The sequence below is a fragment of the Plantibacter sp. M259 genome, assembly GCF_006065115.1.
GTDB lineage: Bacteria > Actinomycetota > Actinomycetes > Actinomycetales > Microbacteriaceae > Plantibacter > Plantibacter auratus.
This window is the reverse complement of record NZ_CP040750.1, coordinates 3,926,209-3,950,845: the sequence shown is the minus strand read 5'-3', so window position 1 is coordinate 3,950,845 and position 24,637 is coordinate 3,926,209. Positions and strand designations below refer to the sequence as shown.

23 protein-coding genes are annotated in these 24,637 nt (G+C 68.8%); 11 read left to right on the top strand and 12 right to left on the bottom strand.

Going from position 1 to position 24,637, the window contains the following annotated elements:
- Positions 1-4 precede the first annotated feature (4 nt).
- Genes FGL15_RS18475 through FGL15_RS18460 form a run of 4 tightly spaced genes read left to right on the top strand, consistent with a single transcriptional unit; the run spans position 5 to position 5,124 of the window.
- A complete protein-coding gene (locus FGL15_RS18475; protein ID WP_138946992.1) occupies positions 5-793 on the top strand; it encodes an ABC transporter ATP-binding protein in 789 nt (262 codons plus the stop codon).
- Entirely contained in the window at positions 790-2,439 is a 1,650-nt protein-coding gene (locus FGL15_RS18470) for an ABC transporter ATP-binding protein (RefSeq protein ID WP_138946991.1), read from the top strand. The genes FGL15_RS18475 and FGL15_RS18470 overlap by 4 nt, the downstream gene beginning before the upstream one ends.
- Positions 2,432-4,237, top strand: coding sequence for an ABC transporter ATP-binding protein (locus FGL15_RS18465; protein ID WP_138946990.1), 1,806 nt, complete (start codon positions 2,432-2,434; stop codon positions 4,235-4,237). Before FGL15_RS18470 ends, FGL15_RS18465 begins: the two co-directional genes overlap by 8 nt.
- Positions 4,234-5,124 carry a siderophore-interacting protein gene (locus FGL15_RS18460; protein ID WP_138946989.1) on the top strand — a complete coding sequence of 297 codons (891 nt, stop codon included), beginning with the start codon at positions 4,234-4,236 and terminating at the stop codon, positions 5,122-5,124. The genes FGL15_RS18465 and FGL15_RS18460 overlap by 4 nt, the downstream gene beginning before the upstream one ends.
- A 125-nt stretch (positions 5,125-5,249) precedes the next feature.
- On the opposite strand, the gene FGL15_RS18455 is transcribed toward FGL15_RS18460, so the two are convergent.
- From FGL15_RS18455 to FGL15_RS18435, 5 genes are all read right to left on the bottom strand, one after another.
- On the bottom strand, positions 5,250-6,080 hold the full coding sequence (locus tag FGL15_RS18455; RefSeq protein ID WP_138946988.1) for a hypothetical protein: 831 nt from the start codon (positions 6,078-6,080) through the stop codon (positions 5,250-5,252).
- A gap of 203 nt (positions 6,081-6,283) precedes the next feature.
- Positions 6,284-7,990: a glycoside hydrolase family 13 protein gene (locus FGL15_RS18450; protein WP_138946987.1), complete on the bottom strand. Its 1,707-nt coding sequence runs from the start codon at positions 7,988-7,990 to the stop codon at positions 6,284-6,286.
- Positions 7,991-8,057: 67 nt separating this feature from the next.
- Entirely contained in the window at positions 8,058-8,951 is an 894-nt protein-coding gene (locus FGL15_RS18445) for a carbohydrate ABC transporter permease (protein WP_085510777.1), read from the bottom strand.
- Entirely contained in the window at positions 8,951-9,862 is a 912-nt protein-coding gene (locus tag FGL15_RS18440) for a carbohydrate ABC transporter permease (RefSeq protein ID WP_079002413.1), read from the bottom strand. The genes FGL15_RS18445 and FGL15_RS18440 overlap by 1 nt, the downstream gene beginning before the upstream one ends.
- Entirely contained in the window at positions 9,859-11,157 is a 1,299-nt protein-coding gene (locus tag FGL15_RS18435; protein WP_138946986.1) for an ABC transporter substrate-binding protein, read from the bottom strand. The genes FGL15_RS18440 and FGL15_RS18435 overlap by 4 nt, the downstream gene beginning before the upstream one ends.
- Positions 11,158-11,383: 226 nt before the next feature.
- Here FGL15_RS18435 and FGL15_RS18430 point away from each other — a divergent pair, with 226 nt between their 5' ends.
- From FGL15_RS18430 to FGL15_RS18415, 4 genes are all read left to right on the top strand, one after another.
- Positions 11,384-12,589 (top strand): ROK family protein, encoded by a 1,206-nt coding sequence (locus FGL15_RS18430; protein ID WP_138946985.1) that lies wholly within the window; start codon positions 11,384-11,386, stop codon positions 12,587-12,589.
- 26 nt (positions 12,590-12,615) lie between these two features.
- Positions 12,616-13,512, top strand: coding sequence for a triacylglycerol lipase (locus FGL15_RS18425; RefSeq protein WP_138946984.1), 897 nt, complete (start codon positions 12,616-12,618; stop codon positions 13,510-13,512).
- 93 nt (positions 13,513-13,605) lie between these two features.
- On the top strand, positions 13,606-14,088 hold the full coding sequence (locus FGL15_RS18420) for a DUF4396 domain-containing protein (protein WP_138946983.1): 483 nt from the start codon (positions 13,606-13,608) through the stop codon (positions 14,086-14,088).
- Positions 14,089-14,243: 155 nt separating this feature from the next.
- Complete coding sequence (locus tag FGL15_RS18415) at positions 14,244-14,918, top strand: DUF6766 family protein (RefSeq protein WP_138946982.1); 675 nt, start codon at positions 14,244-14,246, stop codon at positions 14,916-14,918.
- Positions 14,919-14,944: 26 nt separating this feature from the next.
- On the opposite strand, the gene FGL15_RS18410 is transcribed toward FGL15_RS18415, so the two are convergent.
- The 5 genes from FGL15_RS18410 to FGL15_RS18390 form a co-directional block, all read right to left on the bottom strand.
- Positions 14,945-15,283, bottom strand: coding sequence for an HAD family hydrolase (locus FGL15_RS18410; RefSeq protein ID WP_138946981.1), 339 nt, complete (start codon positions 15,281-15,283; stop codon positions 14,945-14,947).
- An 80-nt stretch (positions 15,284-15,363) separates the two neighbouring features.
- On the bottom strand, positions 15,364-16,596 hold the full coding sequence (locus tag FGL15_RS18405; RefSeq protein WP_138946980.1) for an allantoate amidohydrolase: 1,233 nt from the start codon (positions 16,594-16,596) through the stop codon (positions 15,364-15,366).
- Positions 16,593-17,747 (bottom strand): FAD-dependent oxidoreductase, encoded by a 1,155-nt coding sequence (locus FGL15_RS18400; protein WP_138946979.1) that lies wholly within the window; start codon positions 17,745-17,747, stop codon positions 16,593-16,595. The genes FGL15_RS18405 and FGL15_RS18400 overlap by 4 nt, the downstream gene beginning before the upstream one ends.
- On the bottom strand, positions 17,744-19,003 hold the full coding sequence (locus FGL15_RS18395; protein WP_138946978.1) for an ammonium transporter: 1,260 nt from the start codon (positions 19,001-19,003) through the stop codon (positions 17,744-17,746). The genes FGL15_RS18400 and FGL15_RS18395 overlap by 4 nt, the downstream gene beginning before the upstream one ends.
- A 93-nt stretch (positions 19,004-19,096) precedes the next feature.
- Positions 19,097-20,251 (bottom strand): tyramine oxidase subunit B, encoded by a 1,155-nt coding sequence (locus FGL15_RS18390; protein ID WP_240773617.1) that lies wholly within the window; start codon positions 20,249-20,251, stop codon positions 19,097-19,099.
- Positions 20,252-20,400: 149 nt separating this feature from the next.
- Here FGL15_RS18390 and FGL15_RS18385 point away from each other — a divergent pair, with 149 nt between their 5' ends.
- The 3 genes from FGL15_RS18385 to FGL15_RS18375 all read left to right on the top strand — a co-directional run bounded on the left by FGL15_RS18385 (position 20,401) and on the right by FGL15_RS18375 (position 23,210).
- Positions 20,401-21,306, top strand: a complete 906-nt coding sequence (locus tag FGL15_RS18385) for a LysR family transcriptional regulator (RefSeq protein WP_138946977.1) — start codon at positions 20,401-20,403, stop codon at positions 21,304-21,306.
- A 103-nt stretch (positions 21,307-21,409) separates the two neighbouring features.
- The gene (locus FGL15_RS18380; RefSeq protein WP_138946976.1) at positions 21,410-22,171 is read left to right on the top strand and encodes an SDR family NAD(P)-dependent oxidoreductase; all 762 of its coding nucleotides are present in this window, start codon (positions 21,410-21,412) and stop codon (positions 22,169-22,171) included.
- A gap of 94 nt (positions 22,172-22,265) precedes the next feature.
- Positions 22,266-23,210, top strand: a complete 945-nt coding sequence (locus FGL15_RS18375) for a GNAT family N-acetyltransferase (protein ID WP_168223438.1) — start codon at positions 22,266-22,268, stop codon at positions 23,208-23,210.
- Between the two features lie 66 nt (positions 23,211-23,276).
- Here FGL15_RS18375 and FGL15_RS18370 read toward each other — a convergent pair whose 3' ends face one another.
- Positions 23,277-23,975, bottom strand: a complete 699-nt coding sequence (locus FGL15_RS18370) for a hypothetical protein (protein WP_138946974.1) — start codon at positions 23,973-23,975, stop codon at positions 23,277-23,279.
- Between the two features lie 76 nt (positions 23,976-24,051).
- Positions 24,052-24,594, bottom strand: coding sequence for a TetR/AcrR family transcriptional regulator (locus FGL15_RS18365; RefSeq protein WP_138946973.1), 543 nt, complete (start codon positions 24,592-24,594; stop codon positions 24,052-24,054).
- Between the last annotated feature and the right edge of the window lie 43 nt (positions 24,595-24,637).

Below are 24,637 nucleotides of genomic sequence, written 5' to 3'. Positions count from 1 at the left end.
TCCCATGACCACGTCGCTCCTCGCCCGCGACCTCACCCTGGGCTACGGCGATGCTCCGATCGTCTCCGAGCTGTCGCTCGAGGTGCCGGACGACTCGTTCACGATCATCATCGGACCGAACGCCTGCGGCAAGTCGACCCTGCTCCGCGGACTCGCACGGCTCCTGCGCCCGACCGCCGGTGCCGTCCTCCTCGACGGGGCGGACATCCGCGCGTCGAAACCGAAGGACACCGCTCGCCGACTCGGGCTCCTCCCCCAATCCGCCATCGCCCCCGACGGGATCACCGTCGCCGACCTCGTCGGGCGTGGGAGGTTCCCGCACCAGAGCGCGATGCGGACCTGGAGCAGCGCCGACGAAACGGCTGTCTCGGAGGCGATGGCCGCGACCGGGGTCACGGAGTTGTCCCGCCGGCTGGTCGACGAGCTCTCGGGCGGCCAACGGCAACGCGTCTGGGTCGCGATGGCACTCGCCCAGCAGACGAAGCACCTGCTGCTCGACGAGCCGACGACCTTCCTCGACATCGCGCACCAGATCGAGCTGATGGAGCTGTTCACGGATCTGCACCGCAGCGGCACCACCCTCGTCGCGGTCCTCCACGACCTCAACCACGCCGCCCGCTACGCGACCCATCTGGTCGCGATGCGCGACGGCGCGATCGTCGCCCAGGGCGATCCGCAGGAGATCATCACCGCCGACCTCGTGGAGGCCGTGTACGACCTGCCGTGCCAGGTCATCACCGACCCCGTCTCGGGTACCCCGCTGGTGCTCCCACTCGGACGGCGGAGCCGATGAGCAAGACGACGAGCACACCGCGGCGCCTCTTCCGCATCGCGCTGGGAGCGGACGGTCGAGGCGTCATGCTCGCCGCCGCGACCGGCCTCCTCATCGTGCACGCCCTGTCGGAGGCGGCGATCCCCGTGATCATCGGGGCGACCATCGACCGCGCGGTGGTGCCGTCAGACCCGGTCGCCCTCGGGGTCTGGATCGGGGTCCTGGTCGGGACCTTCCTCGTCCTGACGGTGAGCTACCAGTCGGCGTCGCGCCTCATGGTGTCGATCTACGGGCACGGCGAACAGGCGCTCCGGCACCTCACACTGTCCCGGATGCTTCGGCCGCAGCTCTCGCGACAGAACCTTTCGGCGGGTGAGGCTCTGACCGTCGTCACGTCCGACACCTACCGGGTGGCCGGGGTCGCCTGGTCGGTCGCGCAGCAGTCGGCGACCATCGCGGCCATCATCGGAGCCGCCCTGGCGATGTCGGTGATCTCGCCGGTGGCGACGATCGTGGTGTTCGTGTCGACCATCGGGATGATGCTCGTCATGCGCGTCGTGTCACGCCCGCTGGAGCGCCGCGGGTTCGCCGAGCAACGGGCGGCGACCGAGGCCGGAGCGGTGGCCGCCGACTTCATGAGCGGGTTCCGAGTGCTCGTGGGCATCGGCGGGCGTGCTGAGGCCGTGCGCCGGTATGACGCCGCCAGTGACGTCTCACGACGCGCAGCGACGGCCGCCGGGCGGTCCCTCGCCCTCTTCGACGCCGTGAGCGGCACGCTGGCGGCGTTCGTCATGGCCGCACTCGTCGGCCTGTCCGCGTGGTTCGCCGCGGAGGGGCGGATCAGCATCGGCGAGCTCGTGACGGTGCTCGGCCTCGCGCAGTTCATCAGCGGATACCTCGCACAGGCGGGATCATTCCCGTCCAACTGGATCCACAAGCTCGCCTCCGCCAAGCGCTTGGCAGCGGTCGTCGACGCCGACGACCTGCTCGAAGCGGGCGGTCGGCTGGACGAGCGGTCTGACTCCGGCCCTGCGACCGACGTCGTGCTGTCCTTCCACCCCGAACACCAGGACCGACCGGTGGACGTCCGTGCTGGTGAACTCCTCGGCATCCGCCCGCCCGACAGCGACACCGCGCGCGCCCTCTCCCGCCTGCTCGGCATGCGGACCTCCGCGGAGCGCGGCACCGTCTCGCTCGCCGTCGACGGCAGACTCGTCGACCAGCTGGACCTCGACCCGGTGGCGTACCGCCGTCGTGTGGTCGCGCCACCGCATGGCCAGCGCATCATGAGCGGCACCCTGGCGGAGGCGGTCCGCGGTCATGACGTGACCGGCGACCCGGACGCGGTGTTCGTGGGCATGGCGGCGCTCGACGACGCGGTCGTGCAGCTCGGCGGCTGGTCGTCACCGGTCGGTGAGGCGGGCAGACGGCTCTCCGGCGGGCAGCGCCAGCGCGTCGGCATCGCCCGGGCGCTCCATGCCGGTGCGGACGTGCTCGTCCTCGACGAACCGACGTCGGCCGTCGACGTCCTCACGGAGACCCGCATCGCCCGAGCGCTCGCGGCGCACGACGGCACCGTCGTCGTCATCACCACCTCGCCGGTCCTGTTGAACGCCTGCGACCGCGTCGTCGAGCTGACTCCCGGTTCGGAGACCCGCCATGACTGATCCCGCCACGGAGCCCACCACCGCCGGAATGCTCCCCGTCGCCGACGGGTCCCGCGTCCGAACCGTCGTCGGTGCCCTCCTCCGACGACACCGCGGACGGACCGCCGCCGTGGTGGTCCTCTTCCTCGCAGCCGCCGCTCTGGGCGTCGTGATGCCCGCATGTCTCGGGCGGATCGTCGACGCTGTCGCTTCCGATGCCGGGCTGAGCGTCGTCTCAGGCTGGGTGGCCGCAGCCGCGGTCGGCGCTGTCGGGGCCGTCACGGTGACGCTGTGGGCGACTCGGGTGCTCACGGGGCTGGTGCAGGACCTCCTCGCCGAACTGCGCGAGGACGTGTTCGCCTCGGCCATGCGCCTCCCGGTGAGCACCGTCGACGACGGCGAGCGCGCCGATCTCCTGTCCCGGGTCACCGGCGACGTCGACGCGGTCGCGGAGGCCGGCGGGGACGTCGCCCCGACACTGCTCTCCGCCGGGTTCGCGATCGGGGTGTCGGCCGTCGCCCTGGCAGCCGTCGACCCGTGGCTCGCGCTCGCCGGCCTTGCCTCGGCACCGTGCTACGTCCTCGGGACCCGTGCGTTCCTCCGGCGATCCCGAGTGGTGTTCCGCGCGGTCCGGATCCGCGAGGCATCGCGCAGCCAGGCCGTGCTGGACGCGGTCGACGGCGCGGAGACCCTCGCCGCGTTCGTGGGCACGGACCACGCGCTCGAACGTGTCCGGGAACGCGCGGCCGCCTCCATCGACGCGCAGATCGAGGGCGTGCGGGTCGCGAACCGCTTGTTCCGATGGATCAACTCGGGCGAGCTCATCGGACTGTCCGCGATCCTGGCGACCGGCTTCGTCCTCAACCTGCAGGGAACGATCACCGTCGGGCTCGTGACCACCGCCGCGCTCCTGTTCCACCGGCTGTTCGATCCGGTCGGCCGGCTCATCTTCGGGCTCGACGACATCCAGCGGGCCACGGTCGGGCTGGCTCGGCTCGTCGGGGTCATCGACCTCGCGGCGGCGGCGTCCGCGATGCCGGAGTCGCCGTCGACCGTCGCCGCAGACAGTGTCGCCGCGCCGGCCGGGATCCGAGTGCGCGACCTGACGTTCCGGTATCCGACCACGGACCGCGGGATCGCGGAGGTCACCATGGACGTACCGCCAGGCACGACCACAGCGCTCGTCGGCACGTCCGGCTCGGGCAAGAGCACCTTGGCGCGGGTCGTCGCCGGGCACCATCCGCCGACGTCGGGGCGGTTGCTCGTCGGCCACACCCCGTTCTACCTGTCGCAGGAACTGCACCACTTCCGTGGCTCGATCGCCGACAACCTCCGGCTCGGGGCGCCGGACGCCAGCCGGGACGAGATGGTCTCGGCGCTCCGTGCCGTCGGAGCCGAGTGGGCGGTCACCGCGTTGCAGGACGAGCCGGGGGCGGACCCGACCGACTCGAGGCCGTCGCCGGTGCCGCTGGATGAGGGCCGCATCCAGCAACTCGCGGTTGCTCGGGCGTTCCTGGCAGATCCAGCCGTGGTGATCCTCGACGAGGCGACGGCCGACGTCGGGCTGCACCATCGCGACGCCGTCGAAGCGGCGATCGCCGTCCTCCGGACGGACCGCACCGCGCTGCTCATCGCGCACCGCTTGGAGCAGGCCGCCACCGCCGACCGGATCGCGGTCTTCGCGGACGGTCGGATCGTCCAGCACGGCACACACGAGGACCTCCTCGCCTCCCCCGGCCCCTACCGCGAGTCCTGGCTCGCGCACAGCCCGCACCCGACCCAGCACACCGACCCGACCCGAGAGGCCGAGACGCCATGAAGATCCACCGCGGCATCGTGACCGCAGCGACACCCTTGAGTCCGAGCCTGATCCGCATCACCCTCGGCGGTCCGGGCGTCGAGGACTTCGTCAGCACCGGCACGGGTGATGAGTACGTCCGCGTCTTCTTCCCCCACGGTGCCGACCCGACGGAGGTCTCGCTCCCGGTACCGGCAGGCGACTGGTGGGAGACGCCCGAGGGCTCACCGCAGGCACCGATGCGGACGTACACGATCAGTGCCGTGCGGCAGGACCCCGTCGAGATCGAGATCGACTTCGTCGTGCACGAGGCCGGAGTCGCGGGGCCGTGGGCGGCTCGCGCCCAGCCCGGGCACGTGCTCGGCCTCAACTCGCCCACCGGTCTGTACGCGCCGCCCGCCGACATCGGTTGGCAGGTGCTCGTCGCGGACCTCACCGGCCTTCCCGCAGTCAGGCGCATCGTCGCACAGACACCGCGCGGACTGCGGACCCGAGTGGTGCTCGAGGTGCCGAGCGAGCGGGATCGGATCGCGGTCGAGACGAACGACGACGTGACGGTCACCTGGGTGGTGGGCGGCAACGGACACGGCCCGAGCGCATTGGGTCGTCTCGTCCGGAGTGTCGTGGACGACCGACTCCCGCTCGATCAGGGCTACATCTGGGTGGCGGGTGAGACGGTGGCGCTCCGCGACGTACGCAAGTATCTGCGCAAGGAGCTCGGGCTACCGGCCACCCGGTTCAAGGTCGTCGGTTACTGGACGCCGATCGCCGCGTGGGACGAGAAGTTCGCCGCCCTCCCGGCGTCCGTCCAGCAGGAGCTCGACGCGATCTGGAGCACCGTGGAGGACGCCGAGCCGGAGGACGCGCAGATCCGGTTCGAGGCGCAGCTCGACCGCCTCGGCCTCTGAAGCGACGACGTCTCTGCCCTGTCACCACCCGACCGGGAACGCCTGCTGTCTGGCCGCCGCTACCGCCGCGTTCGCGTCTTCAAGGAAAGCGGATGCGAGGACGAGAGAGAACTCCTTCCAGTGCCTCACTCCGCGCGGACGGCCTGCGCCTGATGATCGGTGGGTACGCTCAGTGGCTGCAGACTCGGGTGCCGGACCAGCGCGTCGATACCGTGGGTGGCGTGGATCGTCATCACGGCTGCGATCGGCGCGTTCGGCCCGCTGAGCCGCAGCGGGCCGGGAGCGCCGTTGAATTCGCAGACGAGCGCCCAGTTGTGGATCTCGGGGTATACGGCGACCATCGCGCCGAAGTCGAACTTCATCCACTGTCCGTTCACCAGGCAGACCAGGCGACGGTTCGTGACCAGCAGACGGGTCTGTTGCCAGTCACGCCATTGCGTCCTCGACTGGGCTTCCGCGCTCGAACGGCGTGCCGCATTCCCGATCGACGTCGCAGCCAGCCCAGCCAGGACGAACGCGGGGTGGCCGAAGAAGAACCCGCTGCTCTGCGAATAGCTGACAGCCTGGCCGTAGTAACGCTCGTAGGTGATCGGAAGGTCGTAGAAGATCGCCTCGCCCGGTTCCAACACGAGGTCCCAGACGCTCACCACCGGCGGGATCTCGCGTCTGATCAGGCTGGAACGGAGCCGCGCGGCCTCGTTCCAGGCAAGCTCAGCGTGCGCCTGCAACGCGCGCTGAGCGCGTTCCGCCCGCGAATAGTGCCCTCGTGATCGCCGCCAGTCGCGGAAGGTCTTCACGCCACCTCGCACGGCCAATACGACCGCCGCGACGATCCCGGCGCCGGTGAACAGGATGATGCCGACAGCGAGCCAGCCCAACCCGACGCTCGCCTGGAACTCAGGCTGGCGTGTGACCTCGTACAGGGCGAACCCGCCGCCGAGATACACGACGGGCACGCACAGGACAGGGATGATCTAACGCAGATGACGCCTCATGCGCTCCTCGATCCCGGGTCGACCCCCGACCCGTCCTCGAACTCTACCGGTCGGTCCACGACACCCGATCGTCTCTCCACAGGGCCGCCGCACCCTCAGGATCGTCACGCACGCGTCACAGCGTTCCGATCCGTTCGCACGACCGCTGTTGCCCCGCGCCGCCGTCAGCCCAGCAGGCCTCCCGGCGCGATCCAGACCGTGGACTCCCCCGGAACCGCGCCGGCCTGGAGGGCACCCAGGACGACGGCATCGTGCTCCGCCTCGAGCGGGAACAGCTCGGTACCGAAGTTGGTCACGACCTGCCAACCGTTCGGCCGCACGAACCGGACGACGTCCGCCCGCCCCGTCTCGACCCACTCGAGGTGTTCCGCGGTCTGGAGCAGCCGCCGGAGTCGGAGCGCCTCGCGGTAGAGCGAGAGCGTCGAGGCCGGATCTGCAGCCTCCACATCGACCGCGTACTCGGCGAACCAGGCCGGTTGCGGCAGGTGCGCGACCGCACCCCCGAAGCCGAAGGCCGGTCCGTCCGCCGACCACGGCAGCGGCACGCGGCAGCCGTCGCGGCCCAGCCCGTCGTACTCGCCGCCGCGGAAGAACGCGGGGTCCTGACGCTGCTCCGCCGTGATCGCGGCGACCTCCTGCAGGCCGAGCTCCTCCCCCTGGTAGAGGTAGGTGCTGCCGGGAAGTCCGAGGAGCAGGAGCGTCGCCGCTCGCGCGCGTCTGAGCCCCTGGTCGCGATCGATGTCGGCCTCTGGTCCGCCCGCTGCGACCCACTCGGTGCCTTGCTTCACCGGTCGTCCGGCCAGGGGCGGGAGTCCGTACCGTGTGGCGTGACGGGTCACATCGTGGTTGGACAGCACCCAGGTCGTCGACGACCCCGTCTCCGCCGCCTGCGCCAGGTTGTCGGTGATGACCGTGCGGAACTCGGCGGCATCGAAGTCCGCCTCGAGCAGATCGAAGTTGAAGGCCTGGCCGAGCCCCTCCGCCGATGCGTACTTGGCCCGACGCTCCGGTGAACTCACCCACGCTTCGGCGACCGCGGTGCGCGGCGGGTCGTACTCCTCGAACACCCGCCTCCACTCGGCGTACACCTCGTGCACGTCGTCGCGGTCGAGCAGCGGGTGGGTGCCGTCCTGCGGCATCTGCTCCAGTTCAGCACGACTCGGCAGCGGCTCGGTGAGGTCCTTCGTGAGCATGTGCGCGACGTCGATCCGGAAGCCGTCCACGCCCCGATCCGACCAGAACCGCAACGTCTTCAGGAAGTCGGCGCGGACCTCGGGGTGGTCCCAGTTGAGGTCCGGCTGCTCGGTGGCGAAGTTGTGGAAGTACCACTGGCCGTCCTCGACCCGCTCCCAGGCGGGGCCACCGAAGACCGACTCCCAGTCGGTGGGCGGTTCCTCCCCCGATGCGCCCTTCCCCTCGCGGAAGACGTACCGGTCGCGAGCCGCCGACCCTCGGCCGGCGGCGAGCGCCTCCTGGAACCACTCGTGCAGATCCGAGGTGTGGTTCGGCACGATGTCGACGATGACCCGGATACCGCGCTCGTGCAGTGCGGCGATCAGCTCGTCGAAGTCCTCCAGCGTGCCGAGCCGCGGGTCGACGTCGCGGTAGTCCGCAACGTCGTACCCGCCGTCGGCCAGCGCCGAGGGATAGAACGGACTGAGCCAGATCGCGTCGATCCCGAGGCCGGCGAGGTAGTCGACCCGGGAGCGGATGCCGGGCAGGTCGCCGAGACCGTCCCCGTCCGCGTCGGCGAAGCTCCGCGGGTAGATCTGGTACACGGCGGCCTGACGCCACCAGGTGGCGTCGGCCGTCCGCTGGGCGTCGGTCGAATCGGAGTCGGTGTCGGTGTCGACGAGTAGTGCCTCGGTCATGAACGTGTGTTCCTCGAATGCTCAGGTGGTGATGGAGGGGATGGTGTCGGTCGCCCGGCCTGGCCGGTCACCCCTTGACGGCACCCTGGGTGACGCCCGACATCACCCAACGTTGCGCGAAGAGGTAGGCGATGATCGCGGGGGCCATCGCCATCAGGTACGAGGCGAAGGCGACGTTGTAGTTGCTGCTGAACTGGGTCTGGAAGAGGTTCTGCCGCACTGGGAGGGTCTGGAGTCCTGCGTCCGAGATGATGAGCGACGGCATCATGAAGTCGTTCCAGGCGTAGAGGAACGCGAAGATGCCGACCGTGGCACTCATGGGAGCCAGGAGCGGGAAGATCAGTCTCCAGAACGTCTGCCAGGTGCTCGCACCGTCGATGCGTGCGCTCTCCTCGAGTTCGATCGGGATCGATCGCAGGAACGCGGTGAACAGCAGCACGCTGAAGCTCAGCTGGAACATGGTGGCGAGGATGATCACGCCGAACGGGTTGTCGAGTCCGACGCGACCGGTCAGCTGGATCTGCGGCAGGGCGACGACCGGGAACGGGATGAACATCGCGGCGAGCAGGTAGAAGAACGAGAAGCGGAACAGGCGGCGATCCCAGTTGCGCACGATGGCGTACGCGGCGAAGGAGGCCAGGATGATGGTCGCGACCACGGTCCCTGCTGTGACGAGGAGCGACATCGCGAAGCCCACCGGGAACTTCGTGAGGGTCCACGCCTGGACGAAACCGTCGATGCTGAACGGTGCCGGGAGCGAGAAGGCGTTGCCGTCGACCGACTGTGTGTCGGTCTTGAACGCCATCGAGATCGTCACGTAGAGCGGCAGGAGGACGGTCACGGCGCAGAGCAGCAGGATGATCGTCGTCGACCAGCTCACCCGCTCTCCCCTGGTCCGCTGCTTCGGGGTGGCGTTCGCCGTGGTGATGGACTGGGTGCTGAGCACGGTTGGTGTAGCCATCAGAGTGCGTTCCTTCCGCGCGTCGCCGAGAGTTGCACGAGGGCGATGATGATCGTGATGATGAAGAACAGGGTGGCCGTGGCCATCTGGTAGGCGTAGTCACCCGTCTGGAACCCGCGGATGATCGTCATCGAGATGCTCCGCGTGGAGGTGCCCGGGCCACCGTTGGTCAGACCGACGATGATGTCGTAGGCGTTCAGGTAGTTCTTGAAGCCGAGGATCACGTTGATCACGACGTATCCCATGACCAGTGGCAGGGTGATCCGCAGCAGCTGCTGGCGCTTGTTCGCGCCGTCGAGCGACGCCGCCTCGTAGACGTCACCGGGGACCGCGAGGAGGCCCGCGATGTAGATGAGCAGCGTGCCCGGGATCGACTGCCAGGCCGTCACGATCACGATGCCGAGCCAGGCGAGGTCCGGGTTGGAGAGGATGCTCGTCTCGAGGAACGGGATCCCGAGCGCCGAGCCGGCGGCCGGAACCGAGTTCATGAAGAGGAACTGGAACACGTAGGCGATGATGATGCCCGAGATGACCATCGGGATGACGAAGATTCCGCGGAGTCCCATCTTGAAGCGGATCTTCGCGGTCAGGCCGACGGCGAGCAGGAACGCGATGACGTTCACCGCGATGACCGTCACGAGCGAGAACCCGAACGTGAAGAGGAAGCTCGTGAGGATGGCCGGGTCGCTGAACGCGGCGATGTAGTTCGTGAAGCCGATGAACTCCCAGTCGCCGATCCCGATGGAGTCGGTGAAGCTGAAGAAGATGCCGACGACGCCGGGGAGCGTGATCGCGAGCGTGAACAGGATGACGGCTGGGAAGAGGAAGAAGTAGTAGATCGGCTCGACCCGTTTGGTGCTGCGTCGGACCTTCGGGTTTCCCCCGGTCACGATCGATGTGGTGGCGCTCATTCGGAACCCTCCTTGCTCGTGACGGGCGGCTGTCGGAACGCGAGTCGTGCCCAGTCCGCGTCCATGGTGCGGAGCATCGACGCCGCGTTGGTGCCGAGGACGAGCGACTGCGCGTAGTTCTCGGTCGGGATGGCGCGGGGGTTGAGCACGCCCGGCCCCTGGTAGAACGCGCCAGCGTCGTAGTACGGGATCATGCCCGCGACGCGTGGGTCGTCGGGAGCCTTGCCGTCGTCCGTCGGGACGAACCCGAGCTGCGACTCGTTGTAGGCCTGGATGACCTCCGGCTGGAAGAGGTACTCGAGGAAGTCGCGGGCACCCTCCGGGTTCTTCGCCTCCTCGGGGATGATGGTGACGAGGTCGAGGTTCACCCGGACCTTGAGGTCCTTCGGGTCTTTCGTCATCGGCAGCGGGAAGGTCCCGAGGTCGAGATCCGGTGCGGTGAGTGCGATCTGGCTGAACGCCCACGGGCCCTGCAGGTACATGGCGCCCTTGCCCTCGGCGAAGGCGACGTTGCCGGCGTCGTAGGTGCGACTCGGCGCATCGGCCTGCGTGTACTCCTTGGCGAGCAGCTGCATCTTCTCGATGGGCTCCAGGAAGTCCTTCTCGAAGGAGACCGGAGCGTCCGGTCCCACCTCGGTGCCTTCCTCCGCGAGCCGGTCGTAGAAGTCCGGGATGTCGACGGCACCACCGACCGAGTAGTCGAACCAGCCCTGGTTGGCGGTCCAGGCATCGGCGAACGTCGCGTAGAACGGTGCTACGCCGGCCGCCTTCAGGGTGTCGGAGACGGCGATGAGTTCACTCCACGTCGTCGGCACCTCGAGGCCGTACTCGGCGAAGATCGTCTTGTTGTAGATGACCGAAGCGGCCATCACCGAGTAGGGCAGCGCACTCGTGCGTCCCTCGCACACGCCGTACTGGTCGAGCAACGGCTGGAGGTCGTCTCGGATGGACGCCGCCGCTGTCGTGTCGGACAGGTCGGAGAGCGCGCACCGTTCGACGAAGCGCGACACCTCGTGGTTGTAGTTCGAGAGCATGAGGTCCGGCGGGTTGCCGCGGACGAAGCTCGCCGCGAGCGGATCGGGCCCAGACGTGTCCATGACGACCTCGTACTGCTGCTGCGAGGCGTTGTAGTCCGCGACGGCCTGGTTCATGAAGGTGAACGCCTCACGCTTACTGAACGTGAAGTGGATGGTCTCCCGGCCATCACTCGAGCAACCGACGAGGACGCTGGCCAAGAGCGCCAGCCCCGCCGCTCCGGCCGTGGCGCGTATCGCGCGTTTCAGTGGGTTCGACATCATTGTCCTTCCGCGGAGCCCTCGATGGATCCGCTGACTAAATACAGAGAGTAAATCAACTGATGACGGAAACTCTGCCATTCGTTCGACGTCTGGTCAAGCACCGGTTCCATCACGACATCCACGGGTCGGACGCCGTGATCGTTCACGGTTCTGCGCGCGGTGCAGCTCTCCCCCGGCTCGGCATCCGCGCGCGGCCTGCGGATCGTGGATATCGTTGTCGGTCATGGAAGCGACGACGACGGACCGGGCAGCGGAGCCGCGTTCCTCCAGCATCACCGCCGTCCTCGATCACGCCTGGGCGACGTCCGCGTTCACCGCGGCCGACGTCATCACCGCCACCGGGTTGTCACGATCGACGGCGATCACGCTCTCCGACGAACTCATCGGACTGGGTTGGCTGACGGAGCTCGATGACGCACGTCAGGCTGGTGCCGCCTATCGGAAAGGTCGCCCCGCCCGACGCTACGAGCTGCGCATCGACGCCGGGATCGTCGTCGGTGTCGACGCCGGAGCCCACTCCATCACCGCCATCGCTGCAGACCTGCGCGGTCGGGAACTCGCAAGGTCGCACCACACCGTCGATCCGGCGGCCACCGCTGAGGCACGGGTCGACGCCGTCGACGCGGCGATCGATGAGGCCGTGCGGCAGTGCGGGCCGAAGCCGCCGCTCTGCATCGTGCTCGGCGTCCCGGCCCCCATCGACGCACTCGGACGGTCACCCGAGGGCAACGTCTTCTGGGACCGCATGAACCCTCGGCTCGGTGAGCGCATCCGCGACCACGGCTGCGCGGTCGTCACCGACAACGACGCGAACCTCGCCGCCGTCGCCGAGGGCGCGATCGGCGCTGGTGTCGGTGTGGACTCCTACATCACGGTGGTCAGCGGCGAGCGGCTCGGAGCCGGATACGTCGTCGACGGTCGTCTCGTCCGCGGTCGCGGCCGGGCGGGCGAGCTGCACCTCCTCGACCTCGTCGACGGCGTCGGTTCGTCGCGAGGCATCGCCGCGCTCCTGCGCGACTGGGGTCGCGAATACCGCGAGAGCGGCGGACTTCCGGAGAGCAGCCCGCTCAGCCGCATACCGGTCGCGCAGGTGGATGCGCAGTCGGTCCTCGCTGCGGCGGACCAGGGCGACACGGTCGCGCTCGACCTGGTGCGCCGGATGGGTGATCGCATCGCGCGGATGAGCGCCATCCTGGGCGGACTGCTCGACGTGGAGCGCATCGTGTTCGCCGGTGGGATCTCCCCGTCGATGTCGCAGCTGCTCGAGGTCGCGTCGGAGCGCATCCCCGGCTACATGAGCGCGGAACCTCCGTTGCTCGTCGCGTCGGAACTCGGCGCCGACATCGTGGCGCAGGGTGCGGTCGCGACCGCGATCGACGACGTGCGTCGGAACGCACTGCGGATCGACCTCGCCCGACCAGTACGCTGACGTCGTAGCCAGCCGGAAGGAGCACCATGGCCGATGCGATCGTCCTCGTGTCAGGGGGTGCGGCCGTGACCCCATTCACGGGTCCGGACCATGCCGCCGGCTCCGGCCTCGCCGCCGGGAACACCCTCACCGCGCTGCGTGCGCACCTGCTCGGGCGGGAGATCCCGGTCTTCACCGCGCCGGCACGGATCGGTGCTGGGGAGGTGCACGAGGACACGGGTTGGCAGGGGTTCGCCGACGTCTCGATCGTGCTGCCCGCCGAGGTGACCGTCAACGCCGTCGGTGGGATCGACGCCGGCGGAGCCAGCCTGGCCGCGTTCCTGCGGTGGCTGTCCGACGAACACGGTTTCGCGAGCGTCGACCTCGTCGCCCACTCCATGGGCGGTCTCTTCTCTCGTGCCGCAATCCGAGAACTGCGCGGCTCCGGCCCGTCGATCGGCCGTCTCGTCACCCTCGGCACGCCGTGGGAGGGATCGCTCCTCGGCGATGTGCTCACCGGTGAGGTCTCGGTCCACGACGCCCACGGCGACGCTGGGACCACGACGATCCTCGAGCGGTCGAGCGGCTATGCCGCCGAGAACTCACAGGGCGCCGCCGACGAGGTCTCACGCCGGTTCCTGCGCGAGTGGAACACGGCACAGGCCGGCTTCCTCGATGGCGTCGCCGTCACCGCAGTCGGTGCGGGGCACTTCCACTCGGCGCCCGAGCCGCGACAGCTGTGGCCACACGACGGTCTGGTGGCCCTGAGAAGCGCCCGAGCCGAAGACGTCCCGGTCGACGTGCTCCCCCGCGTGGTCCGCCACTCCTTCGAGGAGGACGTCCACAGCATCTTCTTCGCCGACGCCTTCGACCTCCCGTGGGAGCGCGCGCTCACCTGGGACCCCGAGGTCTTCTCCGTGGTCGACGAGGCGCTCACGTCCTGAGCCGGCGTCGATGTCCGTGCAAGCGGACCAGCGCTTCGGAATATACCCCGGAGGGGTATCGTTCGGCTTGTTGAACGAACCGAAGGAGTGCTCATGAGCGACCACACCCACCACAGTCACGGCCCAGCAGCCGACAATGCGACCTCCTGGCGGATGGCGGCCACCGCCACCCTCCACTGCCTCACCGGTTGTGCCATCGGCGAGGTGCTGGGCATGGTGATCGGCACCGGCCTCGGACTGCACAATCTCGGCACCGTGGTGCTCTCGATCGCACTGGCCTTCGTCTTCGGCTACGCACTCACGATGCGCGGCGTGCTCCGCGCGGGCCTGTCCTGGCGCGCCGCCATCGGTGTCGCGCTGGCTGCGGACACCGTGTCGATCGCGGTCATGGAGATCATCGACAACACCGCGATGCTCGCCATCCCCGGAGCGATGGACGCCGGCCTCACCAGCGGCCTCTTCTGGGGCTCCCTCGTCGCCGCTCTCGCCCTGGCCTTCATCGTCACCACACCGGTCAACCGTTGGCTGATCAGCCGAGGCAAGGGGCACGCCGTCGTCCACGAGCTCCACCACTGAACCAGTACGGGAAGCGGGACAGCCGGGCCGAGTCGTCGTGATCGGAGGGCGCAGTACGATCGTTGCCATGCGAGTCGTCTTCATCTCGTGGCTGGTCGTGATCGTGGCTGGCCTGCTGTACATGTTCCTGATCCCGCTCATGGGGAGGTGACGTGATGTCAGCCCTCCGCCGTCACAGTCTGAGCCTGTTCTTCGGGCTGATCTTCATCCTCGCCCTCTTCGGGCAGTCGATCGCCGGTCTCGTCGCGTACAACGAAGACCAGCTCGCGCACGGTCAGGCGACCGTCGATTATCTGCACTTCATCACCTCGTCGGCGTTCGTCGTCGATGTGGCCGAGAACTGGCAGTCGGAGTTCCTCCAGTTCTTCCTCTTCATCCTCGCGACGGTCTGGTTCGTGCAACAGGGGTCTCCGGAGTCCAAGAAGCTCGGCGACGAGGGTCTCGGGAGCGACGAGGACCAACTCGTCGGAGAACATGCGCGCCCCGACTCACCTCGCTGGGCGAGCGCGCGCGGCGTGCGTCTGTGGCTGTACTCGAACTCACTCCTCCTCGTGATGGGCGTCATCTTCGTGTTGTCCTGGTCAGCGCAGGCCGTCGCCGGCACCGTCGTCTACAACGCCGAACAGGCTGAGCACGGTCAGCCGGCAGTGACCGTCATCGGATACGTGTTGTCGGCCGATTTCTGGAACCGGACGCTGCAGAACTGGCAGTCGGAGTTCCTCGCAGTGGGCTGCATGGTCGCCTTCTCGGTCTACCTTCGTCAGCGAGGATCGTCCGAGTCGAAACCCGTCGGGACACCACATCACACCGCCTCCGTCGAGAACGAGTAAGCGCGTGCCCGATCAGCCGGTGATCGTCAGCAACGCTGTCCGCAGCGGCGGCCCGCCTGCTCGATGCCGAGCACGTCGATCGCCGCAAGGGTCTTGCGCGCTTCGGGTTGGAGCGACGCCGCTCCCACGCCGGCCGCGAACAGCGCGAGGTATTCGTCGGCCGCCTCCAGGAAGTCGGCTGCATCGACACCGAGCCGGGCGTAGAAAGCCCGGATGGGGAAGCCGAACACGGCCCGATACGCCTCCTGGTCGGATATCTCGGCAAGACCCCGCTGCCGGAGGACGGTGTTCATCGCGGCAAGCGCCACCTCGACATCGTCGAGGAGCGTGCCGTTCCAGTCCCAGCACACCGCGTCGATGGTCATGGATAGGTTCTCGTGCACGAGATCGAGTCTCACACGGTCGGGTGACGTCGGCCGGATCCGACGAGGCCGGTGGCTCCCGCTCAAGTGGTCCCGACGCCGACCGCCAGTCCCTCCAAGACGCCCGCGAGTGCCACGGCACCGGCCTCGGCGTCGGCGTCCTCGGCGCACTCCTCCGGCGAATGGGAGACGCCGGTCGGGTTCCGGACGAAGAGCATCGCGGTCGGCACGTGCGACGCAAGCACTCCGGCATCGTGCCCCGCTCCGGTACCGAGAACAGGCGCCTCCGGCAGCATTCGTTCGAGGCGCCCGCGGAGGAACGGGTCGAAGTCGGTCGTGGCGCTGAACGACTCCTCGGTGATCGCGGCCACGCATCCCTCCTCCGCTGCAACGAGCGACAGGCGTTCGGTGATCCCCGCCACGATCGCGGCGGTCACGACGTCGTCGGGATGACGGACGTCGATCCAGAAGTCCACGCTCGACGCGATCACGTTCGTGCCTCCCGGCAACGGGAGCACCCGACCGACGGTCGCCCGAGCGTCCGGCGTGGCCCGCCCGATCGTGCGGATCTCGGTGATCATCCGCGCAGCCGCGACGAGCGGGTCCCGTCGATCCTGCATGAGCGTCGTCCCCGCATGGTTCCCTTCGCCGCGGAACGACACCCGCCACCGTCCATGCCCGAGGATGTTCGAGCCGATCGCGACCGGGCGATCGAGGTCGACCAATGCCCGCCCCTGCTCGACGTGGAGCTCCACGAACGCGTCGATCGCTCCGAGCCCGCCCGGGTCTGGGCCAACACCCCGCGGGTCGACACCATTGCGTGCGAGGACCTCGGCGAACGTGTCCCCCTCCACGTCGCGCAGGGCCAGCGCCCGCTCCGGACTGATCGCACCGGTGAGGAGCCGCGAGCCGAGGCATGCGACGCCGAAGCGCGAGCCCTCCTCCTCTGGGAAGACCGCGACGACGATCGGCTTGGCCGGCTCGAAGCCACACGAGCGCAGGTGATCGACCGCGATCAGCGCCGATGCGACCCCGAGTGGTCCGTCGTAGGCGCCACCGCCCGGTACCGAGTCGAGATGGCTCCCGGTGACCACCGCACCCGTCGTCGAACGTGACGGCACATGCCACCAGGCGCGGATCACCCCGTTGCCGTCGATGTCCACGTCGAGGCCACGGCGCTCGGCCTGACCGACGAACCATTCCCGCAGCTCGAGTTCGGCGGTGGAGTAGACGGGCCTCGAGTAGCCTCCCCGACGCTGATCCCGACCGATCCCCGCGATCTCGTCCAGGAGCGAGACCACGGTGTCGCGGGTCACCGGACGGCTGCCAGGCTCGGACGGAACATCGCCGGCACAGCGTCTCGGCCCTCGATCAGCGCGAGGGCGTATTCGCCGATGAGCGGGGCGAACTTGGCACCGTGGCCGGAGCAGGGCGCCAGGACCGTGATCCCGTCGACCCGGTCGATGACGAAGTCCTCCGTCGGGGTGTTCGTGAACAGGCAGGTCGTCTCGGCGTACGGTTCCGGGACGAGGCTCGGGAGGAACTCGCGGACGTAGGCGACGACCCGTCGGCGGTTCGCGTCGTCGACGACACCGTCTTGATCGGTGGCCGAGGGGATGCGCCTGCCGCCGTTGTACTCGGCGACCTTCTGACCGCGCCAGTCGGCGTCGCGCCCTCCGGGGAGCCCGTAGACCTGCATCCGCTCGGACTTGTGGATGAAGGTGGGCCACACTGAACCGGATCGCGCCGGGTCTTCCGCATCGACGCCGATCCGGTCCCGATACGGGAAGTGATACGCCTGCTCCTGACTGACCTCGAGGGCCGGGAACGCGTCGAGGAACCCGCCCGGCAGCGCGAGGTCGCCGAGCAGGTCCGGGAGCCAGCCGCCGGCTGCGACGACCACCTGCTCCGCATCGAACACCCTCCCCCGAGACCCGAGCACCCGGTACCCGGTGGCAGTCCGCTCGACCCGCTCGACCGGCTGATGGTTCAGGACCCTGGCCCCGGCGCGGACGGCGGATTCGAGCATCGCCATCACCGCCTGTTCCGCGTCGATCACGCCGGCTCCCGGATGCCACAGGGTGGGCGTGTCGAAGCCGATGTCCCAACGGGCTCTGGCTTCGTCTCGCGACAGCAGCTCGTGATCGATGCCGTGCTCGGCCAGCACTGACGCGAGGTGCTCCGGCCGACGGGTCGTCCCGAAGTCGAGCGCACCCGTCTGCGTGATCAGTGGACGCCCGTGTTCCAGGCCGAGCTCGTCCCACCCTGATGCCGCCGCGAGGACGAGACGGGTGTAGGACGCCTCCGGGTAGGCGTAGCGGAAGATCCGGGCCGATCCGTGGGACGATCCCCACTCGTTGGCCGGGCGACTCCGCTCGAGGACGGTGACGTTGTGCCCGGCCTGGGCGAGGCGCCAGGCCGCCGCAGCACCTGCGAGCCCGGCTCCGACGACGATGACGCTCGTCATGCGCGCGCTTCCAGGTCTTCGTCCTCGTAGGCGCGCTCGGCGTGGGCGTGCTCGTCGATCCCGGCGACCTCGTGCTCCTCGGGGATCCGCAGACCGATGGCGATCTGGATCACCTTCGCGATCACCCAGGTGACGATGAACGAGTACGCGAGGACCGCGACGGTCGCGATCGTCTGCACGCCGAGCAGTTCGAATCCGCCGCCGTACAGCAGACCGGAGCGTCCGTTCGGAGCCGCATCCGTCGCGAACACCCCGATGAGGAGCGTCCCGATGATGCCCCCGACGAGGTGGACCCCGACGACGTCGAGGGAGTCGTCGAAGCCGAGCCGGAACTTCCACTCGATGGCGAGGCAGCAGACGACGCCCGCGATGGCCCCGATGATGATGGCACCGATGGGCGAGACGGCACCGCAGGCGGGGGTGATCGCCACGAGGGCGGCGATGATCCCCGATGCGCTGCCGAGGCTCGTGACCGCTCCGTGGCGGAGCCGGTCGACGATGGACCAGCCGATGAGCCCGGCACAGGCGGCGACGGTGGTGTTGAGGAACACGACGCTCGCCGCATTACCGGCTGCGAGCGCTGAACCGGCGTTGAAGCCGTACCAACCGATCCAGAGCAACCCGGCGCCGACCAGGACGAGCGGGCGGTTGTGCGGACGGAGCTTGCCGCCCCAGTCCTTGCTCTTGCCGAGCACCAGGGCCAGTGCGAGCGCCGCGACTCCGGCGTTCATGTGCACGGCCGTCCCGCCGGCGAAGTCGACGGCACCGAGGGTGTTCGCGATCCATCCACCGGTCGCCGTGTCGTTCGAGAAGGCGAACACCCAGTGCGCGACCGGGAAGTACACGAGCGTCGCCCAGAGCCCGGCGAACAACAACCACGCGCCGTACTTCATGCGACCGGCGGCGGCACCGGCGACGAGCGCCGTCGTCACTCCGGCGAACAGCAGTTGGAACGCCGCGAAGAGTGCGAGGGGAATGCCGGCATCGGGGTCGTCGACGAGAGCCTGGTCGAGCCCTGCGAACTCGAACGGGTTCCCGATGAGTCCGAGCCCGCCGACGGAGTCACCGAAGACGAGCGAGTACCCGAAGGCCACCCAGAGCAGCGCGACGAGGCTGGCCCCGCCGAAGCACATGATCATCATGTTGAGGATGCGGCGGGACGAGACCATCCCGCCGTAGAACAGAGCCAGGGCCGGGATCATGAGGGCGACGAGCGCCGAGCTCGTCAGGATCCAGGCGACGTTTCCAGCGTCCACAAATCACTCCATCGTTCGAGGTGCACAGCGGCCGGTCGGCCACGGCGTCGGGTTCGGGTGGAACAGGTGTCGGTGCTCGGTGCCGGTCGGCGGTCAGGCCAGGTCGGGGGCTTCCCAAAGGTTGAGCTTCGTGCCGATCCCCTGCTCGACGGCGTTCTCGTAGATCGTCTTCGCCCACGCGACGTCCTCGACGCCCATCCCACCGACGCTGAAGAGCACCGGCTGCTCGGGGAACTCACGCCCGACGGCGTGGCCGTCGAAGACGTCTCCGATGTTGACGACGCGGGACTCGTCGAGCTCGCCGGTCCCGATGAGGTCCTGCCAGTAGAGGCCGATCATCCCGAACGCGGTCTCGTGTGACGGCGCAGGGTACTCCTCGGCCCACGCCTCGTAGATCTTCTTCGCGTCGGCGATGAGGCGGGCCTTGCCGGAGAGGGTGTACTCCTTGTCCATGCGCAGGTTCGCGGGCAGGCTCAGGAAGGCGCCCGGCTTGATCCAGTCGCCGTCGATGAACGGGTAGTTCTCCGAGCCGACCAGGCCGGTGACGGCTTCGGAGACGATGTCCGAGTCACGCACGGCGGCCTCGACCGTCTCGGCGATCTCGATCGTCGTGAACTGCGGGTAGTGCTCGCGGACGTAGTCGGCGAACGCCTCGGACGTCGACCGTCGGCGCCCGTGGATGCTGATGGTGTCGAGCGAGGGACGGGCGGTGGTCATGGCGTGCAGTGCGCTCTTGTTCATGGCGCCGGGCCCGATGATGCCGAGCGACTTCGCGTCCACCGGTGCCAGGAGCTTCGCGGCGGCGCCCGGCACGGCAGCGGTGCGGTAGGCGCTCTCGAGGTTGCCGGACATGATCGCGTAGGGCGCGCCGGTGTCCTTGTCGTTGAGCACGATGAGGTGGATGGAGCGCGGGAGGCCTCGCTCGCGGTTGTCGACGTTCGAGCCGTACCACTTGACACCGGCGGTGTCGAAGCGTCCGCCGAGGTAGGCGGGCATCGCCATGAACCGACGGTCGGCGGCGTCGAGCGGCATGCCGGGGAACGGTGAGGTGGTGGGGAACCCGATCGGTGCTCCGTGCGAGTTGGCGGTCGGGCCGGCCATCCGGTAGTCACCCTTCGCGACGAGCACCAGCACCTCCTCCATGACCTCCATGCAGTGGGCCATGTCCTTCATGCCGGCGGCGATGACCTCCGGTTCGCTCAGGTAGAGCATGTCGATCCGGGTGTTCGGGGAAGCGTCTGCGGTCACGGGTGGTCCTCCAGGTCGGGGTGTGTGGTCCTCAGCGAACTCGGTCGCGATCCTCCTGGTCAAATACCGATTCGAACCTCGATTGAGAGCGTTTCGCTCGCAATCTGGACGAAACAGCGCGGTAATACGAGGGTCGTATCGTCGATGGGATGGAGCTCCGCCAGCTGCGCTACTTCCTCGCCGTCGCCGAGGAGCTCCACTTCGGTCGCGCCGCCCGACGGCTGCACATGTCGCAGCCACCGCTGAGCGTCCAGGTCGCACGACTCGAGCAGGAGGTCGGCACCGCACTGTTCGACCGTTCGACGAGGCGGGTGGCGCTGACCCCCGCTGGACGACATCTCCAGGCGCGGGCACGACACATCGTCGAGGAGCTCGACACGGTCCGGGGTGAGATGCGCGACTTCGTCGACGGTCTCGCCGGGGAGCTCACCGCGGGGTTCGTGAGTTCGGCCAACTACACGGTCCTCCCCGGCGTCGTGCAGCTGTTCCGGGCGAGCCGCCCCGGGGTGACGCTGCGCCTGGTGCCGTTGACCTCAGGAGAGCAGTTCGACCGGCTCCGCGACGGCACGCTCGACGTCGGGATCGTCCGTGACGAGGTCCCGCCGACGCCATCCGACAGCTCCCCCGCGCTCACTACCGAGGTCGTCTTCGAGGAGCGTCTCGTGGCGTGCCTCCCGGTCGGTCATCCGCTGGCGGGCCGACCCGAGGTCACCGCGGAGGAACTCATGGACGTCCCGATGATCTCCTACCCGCGGGCGCTCATGCCGGGATTCGTGGACCGCGTCGCGGAGGTCCTCGGCACGTCGAGTCGGACGCAGGTGGTCGAGGAGGTCGTCCATCAGGAGACCGCCCTCGGGTTCGTCGCGGCCGGCGTGGGCACGACGATCCTGCCCGAGTCGGTGCGGCAGCTGGTGCCGCCGTCGATCGTCGTCGTGCCGCTCGCCGGGTCGCCGACGACACGCCTGCTGGCCGCTCGTCAGGAACGGACGGACGACAGCCCGGTCCACGACGCGTTCATCGCCTGTCTCCGTGACGCGGCCGCACAGCTCGGGTGAAGGTCAGCCGGAGACCGTCTGGACGCGACGGGTATCCTCGGGAAGGCCAGGCTCGGCGAGGCCGGGAACCCGGTCGGCAGCTCACCACCAGGAGAGGAACAGCATGACGTCTCTCGCGTTCGCAGGACGACGGGTCGCATTGGTGACCGGCGCATCCAGAGGCCTCGGCGCGGGGATCGCCCGGCGACTCGGGGCCGAGGGGTACTTCGTCGCCGTGAACTACCGCTCCGGGGCGGACCATGCTGCGGAAGTCGCTGAGTCCATCCGTCAGGCCGGCGGTGCCGCCGACGCGTTCAGCGCGGACGTGACGGACGAGGAAGCCGTGTCCTCGCTCGTCGAGCGCATCACGGGAACCGCGGGTCCGATCGCGGTCCTGGTCGCCAACGCCACCGGGCCGCAACCGACGGTCGCGATCGACGACCTCGACTGGGCCGACCACCTCGCCCAGTTGGACTTCTTCGTGAAGAGCCCGACACTGCTGGTGCGGGCGGCCGTCCCGCACATGCGCGAGCAACGATTCGGCCGGATCATCCAGATCGGATCCGACATGTTCGAGCGGGCCCTGCCGGAGATGTCCGCCTACGTCGCGGCGAAGGGCGCGCAGCTCGGCCTGACCCGTTCGTGGGCTCGGGAACTCGGACCGTCCGGGATCACCGTGAACCTGGTTGCACCCGGATGGATCCCCGTCGAGCGCCACGCCGATGCATCGCCTCAGGAGATCGCCGCCTACCTGGCCGAGGTTCCGATGGGGCGGATGGGCACCATCGACGACATCGCGGAGACCGTCGCCTTCCTCGCCTCGGACCGGGCCGGCTTCATCACCGGCCAGCGGATCACCGTCAACGGCGGCCACACCATCGATTAGGCGGCGCACCTCGCGCGTTCCGCCGCCCGCGATGCCGCTCCGGTGTTCAGGCGGAACCTGGACAAACGAGTCGCGCCTGTCCAAGCTGGAACCGATGACCGACACCCGCGACGACTTCACCATCCGCCGAGCCACCCTGGACGACGTCCCCCTCCTGCAGGCGTGGAGCTGCGACGAACCCGTCGCCTGGATCGACCCGGAGCGGCTGACCGCCGAACTCGCGAGTCGAAACTATCGGCCGGAATGGTCGTGGATCGCCGAGCAGGACGGTCGCCCGGTGGCACGAGCACTCTGGTGGGGTCAGGCGGACACGAACCGGCCCGCCACACTCGACTGCCTCACGAGCACGATCGAAGTCGCGGAGCCCGAACGTCTCGGCGCTGCGCTCATCCGTGCCGGCCTGGACGCCTTCGGCGCAAGTCCCGCGCTGGAGTTCAACGTCGACGTCTCCCCTGCCTGGGCGGATGACGCCGCCAGCGTGGAAGCGGTGCGATGGCGCCATGAGGCTGCACGCGCGGGTGGATTCTCGCGCACGACCGAGCGGGTCAGCTTCGCGAGGTCCAGCTCCGATCCGGTGCCGGCACGATCGCAGCGCCTTCGTTTCGTCGCCGCCCCGGACGACGCGTTCCACGAGCTGTTCGCCCTGGTCGCGACCGGCACGCTCGATGCGCACACGCAGGACATGGTCGCGCGCGAAGGGCTCGAGGCGCTCGCGGACGACGCCCTGGCGTTCTACCGATCACTCCCCGGCGAACGCGACGCCTGGCGGGTCGCTGAGCTCCTCGACGGGACGATCGTGGGATTCATCATCCCGACGAGGACGGCCTACGACGCGAGCATCAGTTACCTGGGCGTGCTCCCCGAGCATCGCGGACACGGTTACGTGCACGACCTCTTGGCGGAGATGGTCCACGTGCACCACGGGTCGGGACAGGACCGGATCGTCGGCACCACGGATGCCGCGAACACGCCGATGCGTGGCGCGTTCGAACGAGCCGGTTTCTCGGTCACGCGCGTTCGGATCGTGCACGAGCAGTAGGTTCGCCCCGGGCCCGGTTCCGACCGTGTCAGCCGAGCACTGCGACACGGTCGACCGCCGCGCTTGTCAGACCCGCGACGACCGCAGCACGCGGACGACCCCGGAGCAGACCGCGAGCCAGATGATCAGCTGCAAGACCGCAGCGACGACGAGTGGCAGCACGAACGATCCGCCTTCGGCGGAGGACAGCCAGAAGGCTTCACCGACCGTGCCGGCGATCCCGACCCCCGAGACCGTCAGGAAGAGGGCGCGCAACGCCACCGACTCCCGACGATCGACGGCGTCCGCCACTTTCGTGGGGGCCTCCGGCTTGCCGGCGGTCTGCGGTGTCGCACCGGACCACGCCGCGATGGAACGGGTCATTCGGTACCCGGAGACCTGCAGCAGGAGCAAAACGATGGCGCTCGGCAACACGAAGACCAGTCCGATGAAAAGCACGATGCCCAGGCTGCCAGCCCCTGCCTCCGCCGAGTACGAATTCAAGACCGTCACGGTCGCCACGGACAGGGTGGCGGAAACGACGAACGTCACGGCGGCGGCGAGGCCGAGGAGCAAGCGCGCAGGTCGCTCGTACTCCCGGAGCAGGACCTCCAGTGCGACGTCGGAGACTTCGGGCTGTCGTCGTCCTTGTTCCGAGGCACTGATCCACGCCCTCGCCTCGGCTCGAAGCAGGAAGGCGTTCCAGGCTGCCGCCGTGGATGACGCGGCCGGCGGCCTCGATGGTGCTCGCCGCCCGGCTGGCTGGCGGGTTCGCTCGGGGTGCATGTGCCGACCTTACGCTGACCGCGTGCCGGGGGAAGGCCACACGCCGAAGCCGGGTCCATCGAAGCTGAGCCGGTGATCACGGTGGAGGCTTCAGCCCGTCGAGCATCACCTGCAGGAGGAGGGGCAGGTCTTCGGGAGTACCGAGCCGCACCGCGTGCTCGATTCCGCACACGAGGTGCGACAGACGATCGACCGTGAGATCGGCGCGGACGGCACCCGCGGCGCGGGCCGCCTCGAGGACGGTCGTGAAGGATTCGAAGATCTCGCGTTTGACGTTCCGCACGGAGTCGGCCTCGTCCTCCGGCGAGAGGAGGACAGCCTGCAGACCGCCGTCCTCGAGCTGCAGCCTGAGTGCCGAACCGAGGTAGAGCGCTAGCCCATCGCCCGGATCCGGCTCGGCTGCGGCACGCCGAGAGGTCTCGAGCATCGCGTCGAGCGCGTCGGCTGACAGCGCTTCGATGAGTGCGTGGACCGTCGGGAAGTGCCGGTAGACGGTTCCGACCCCGACCCCGGCCTCGCGGGCGACGTCGTTGAGTCGAAGCGTCGCGCGGTCGTGGGTCCGGGCGACATCGAGGATGTTCGCCCGGCTACGTGCTGCGTCGGAACGGAGAGCGGCCATAGGACCACTCTACGCCAAACGGATTGCCTATCCGCTTGTGCTA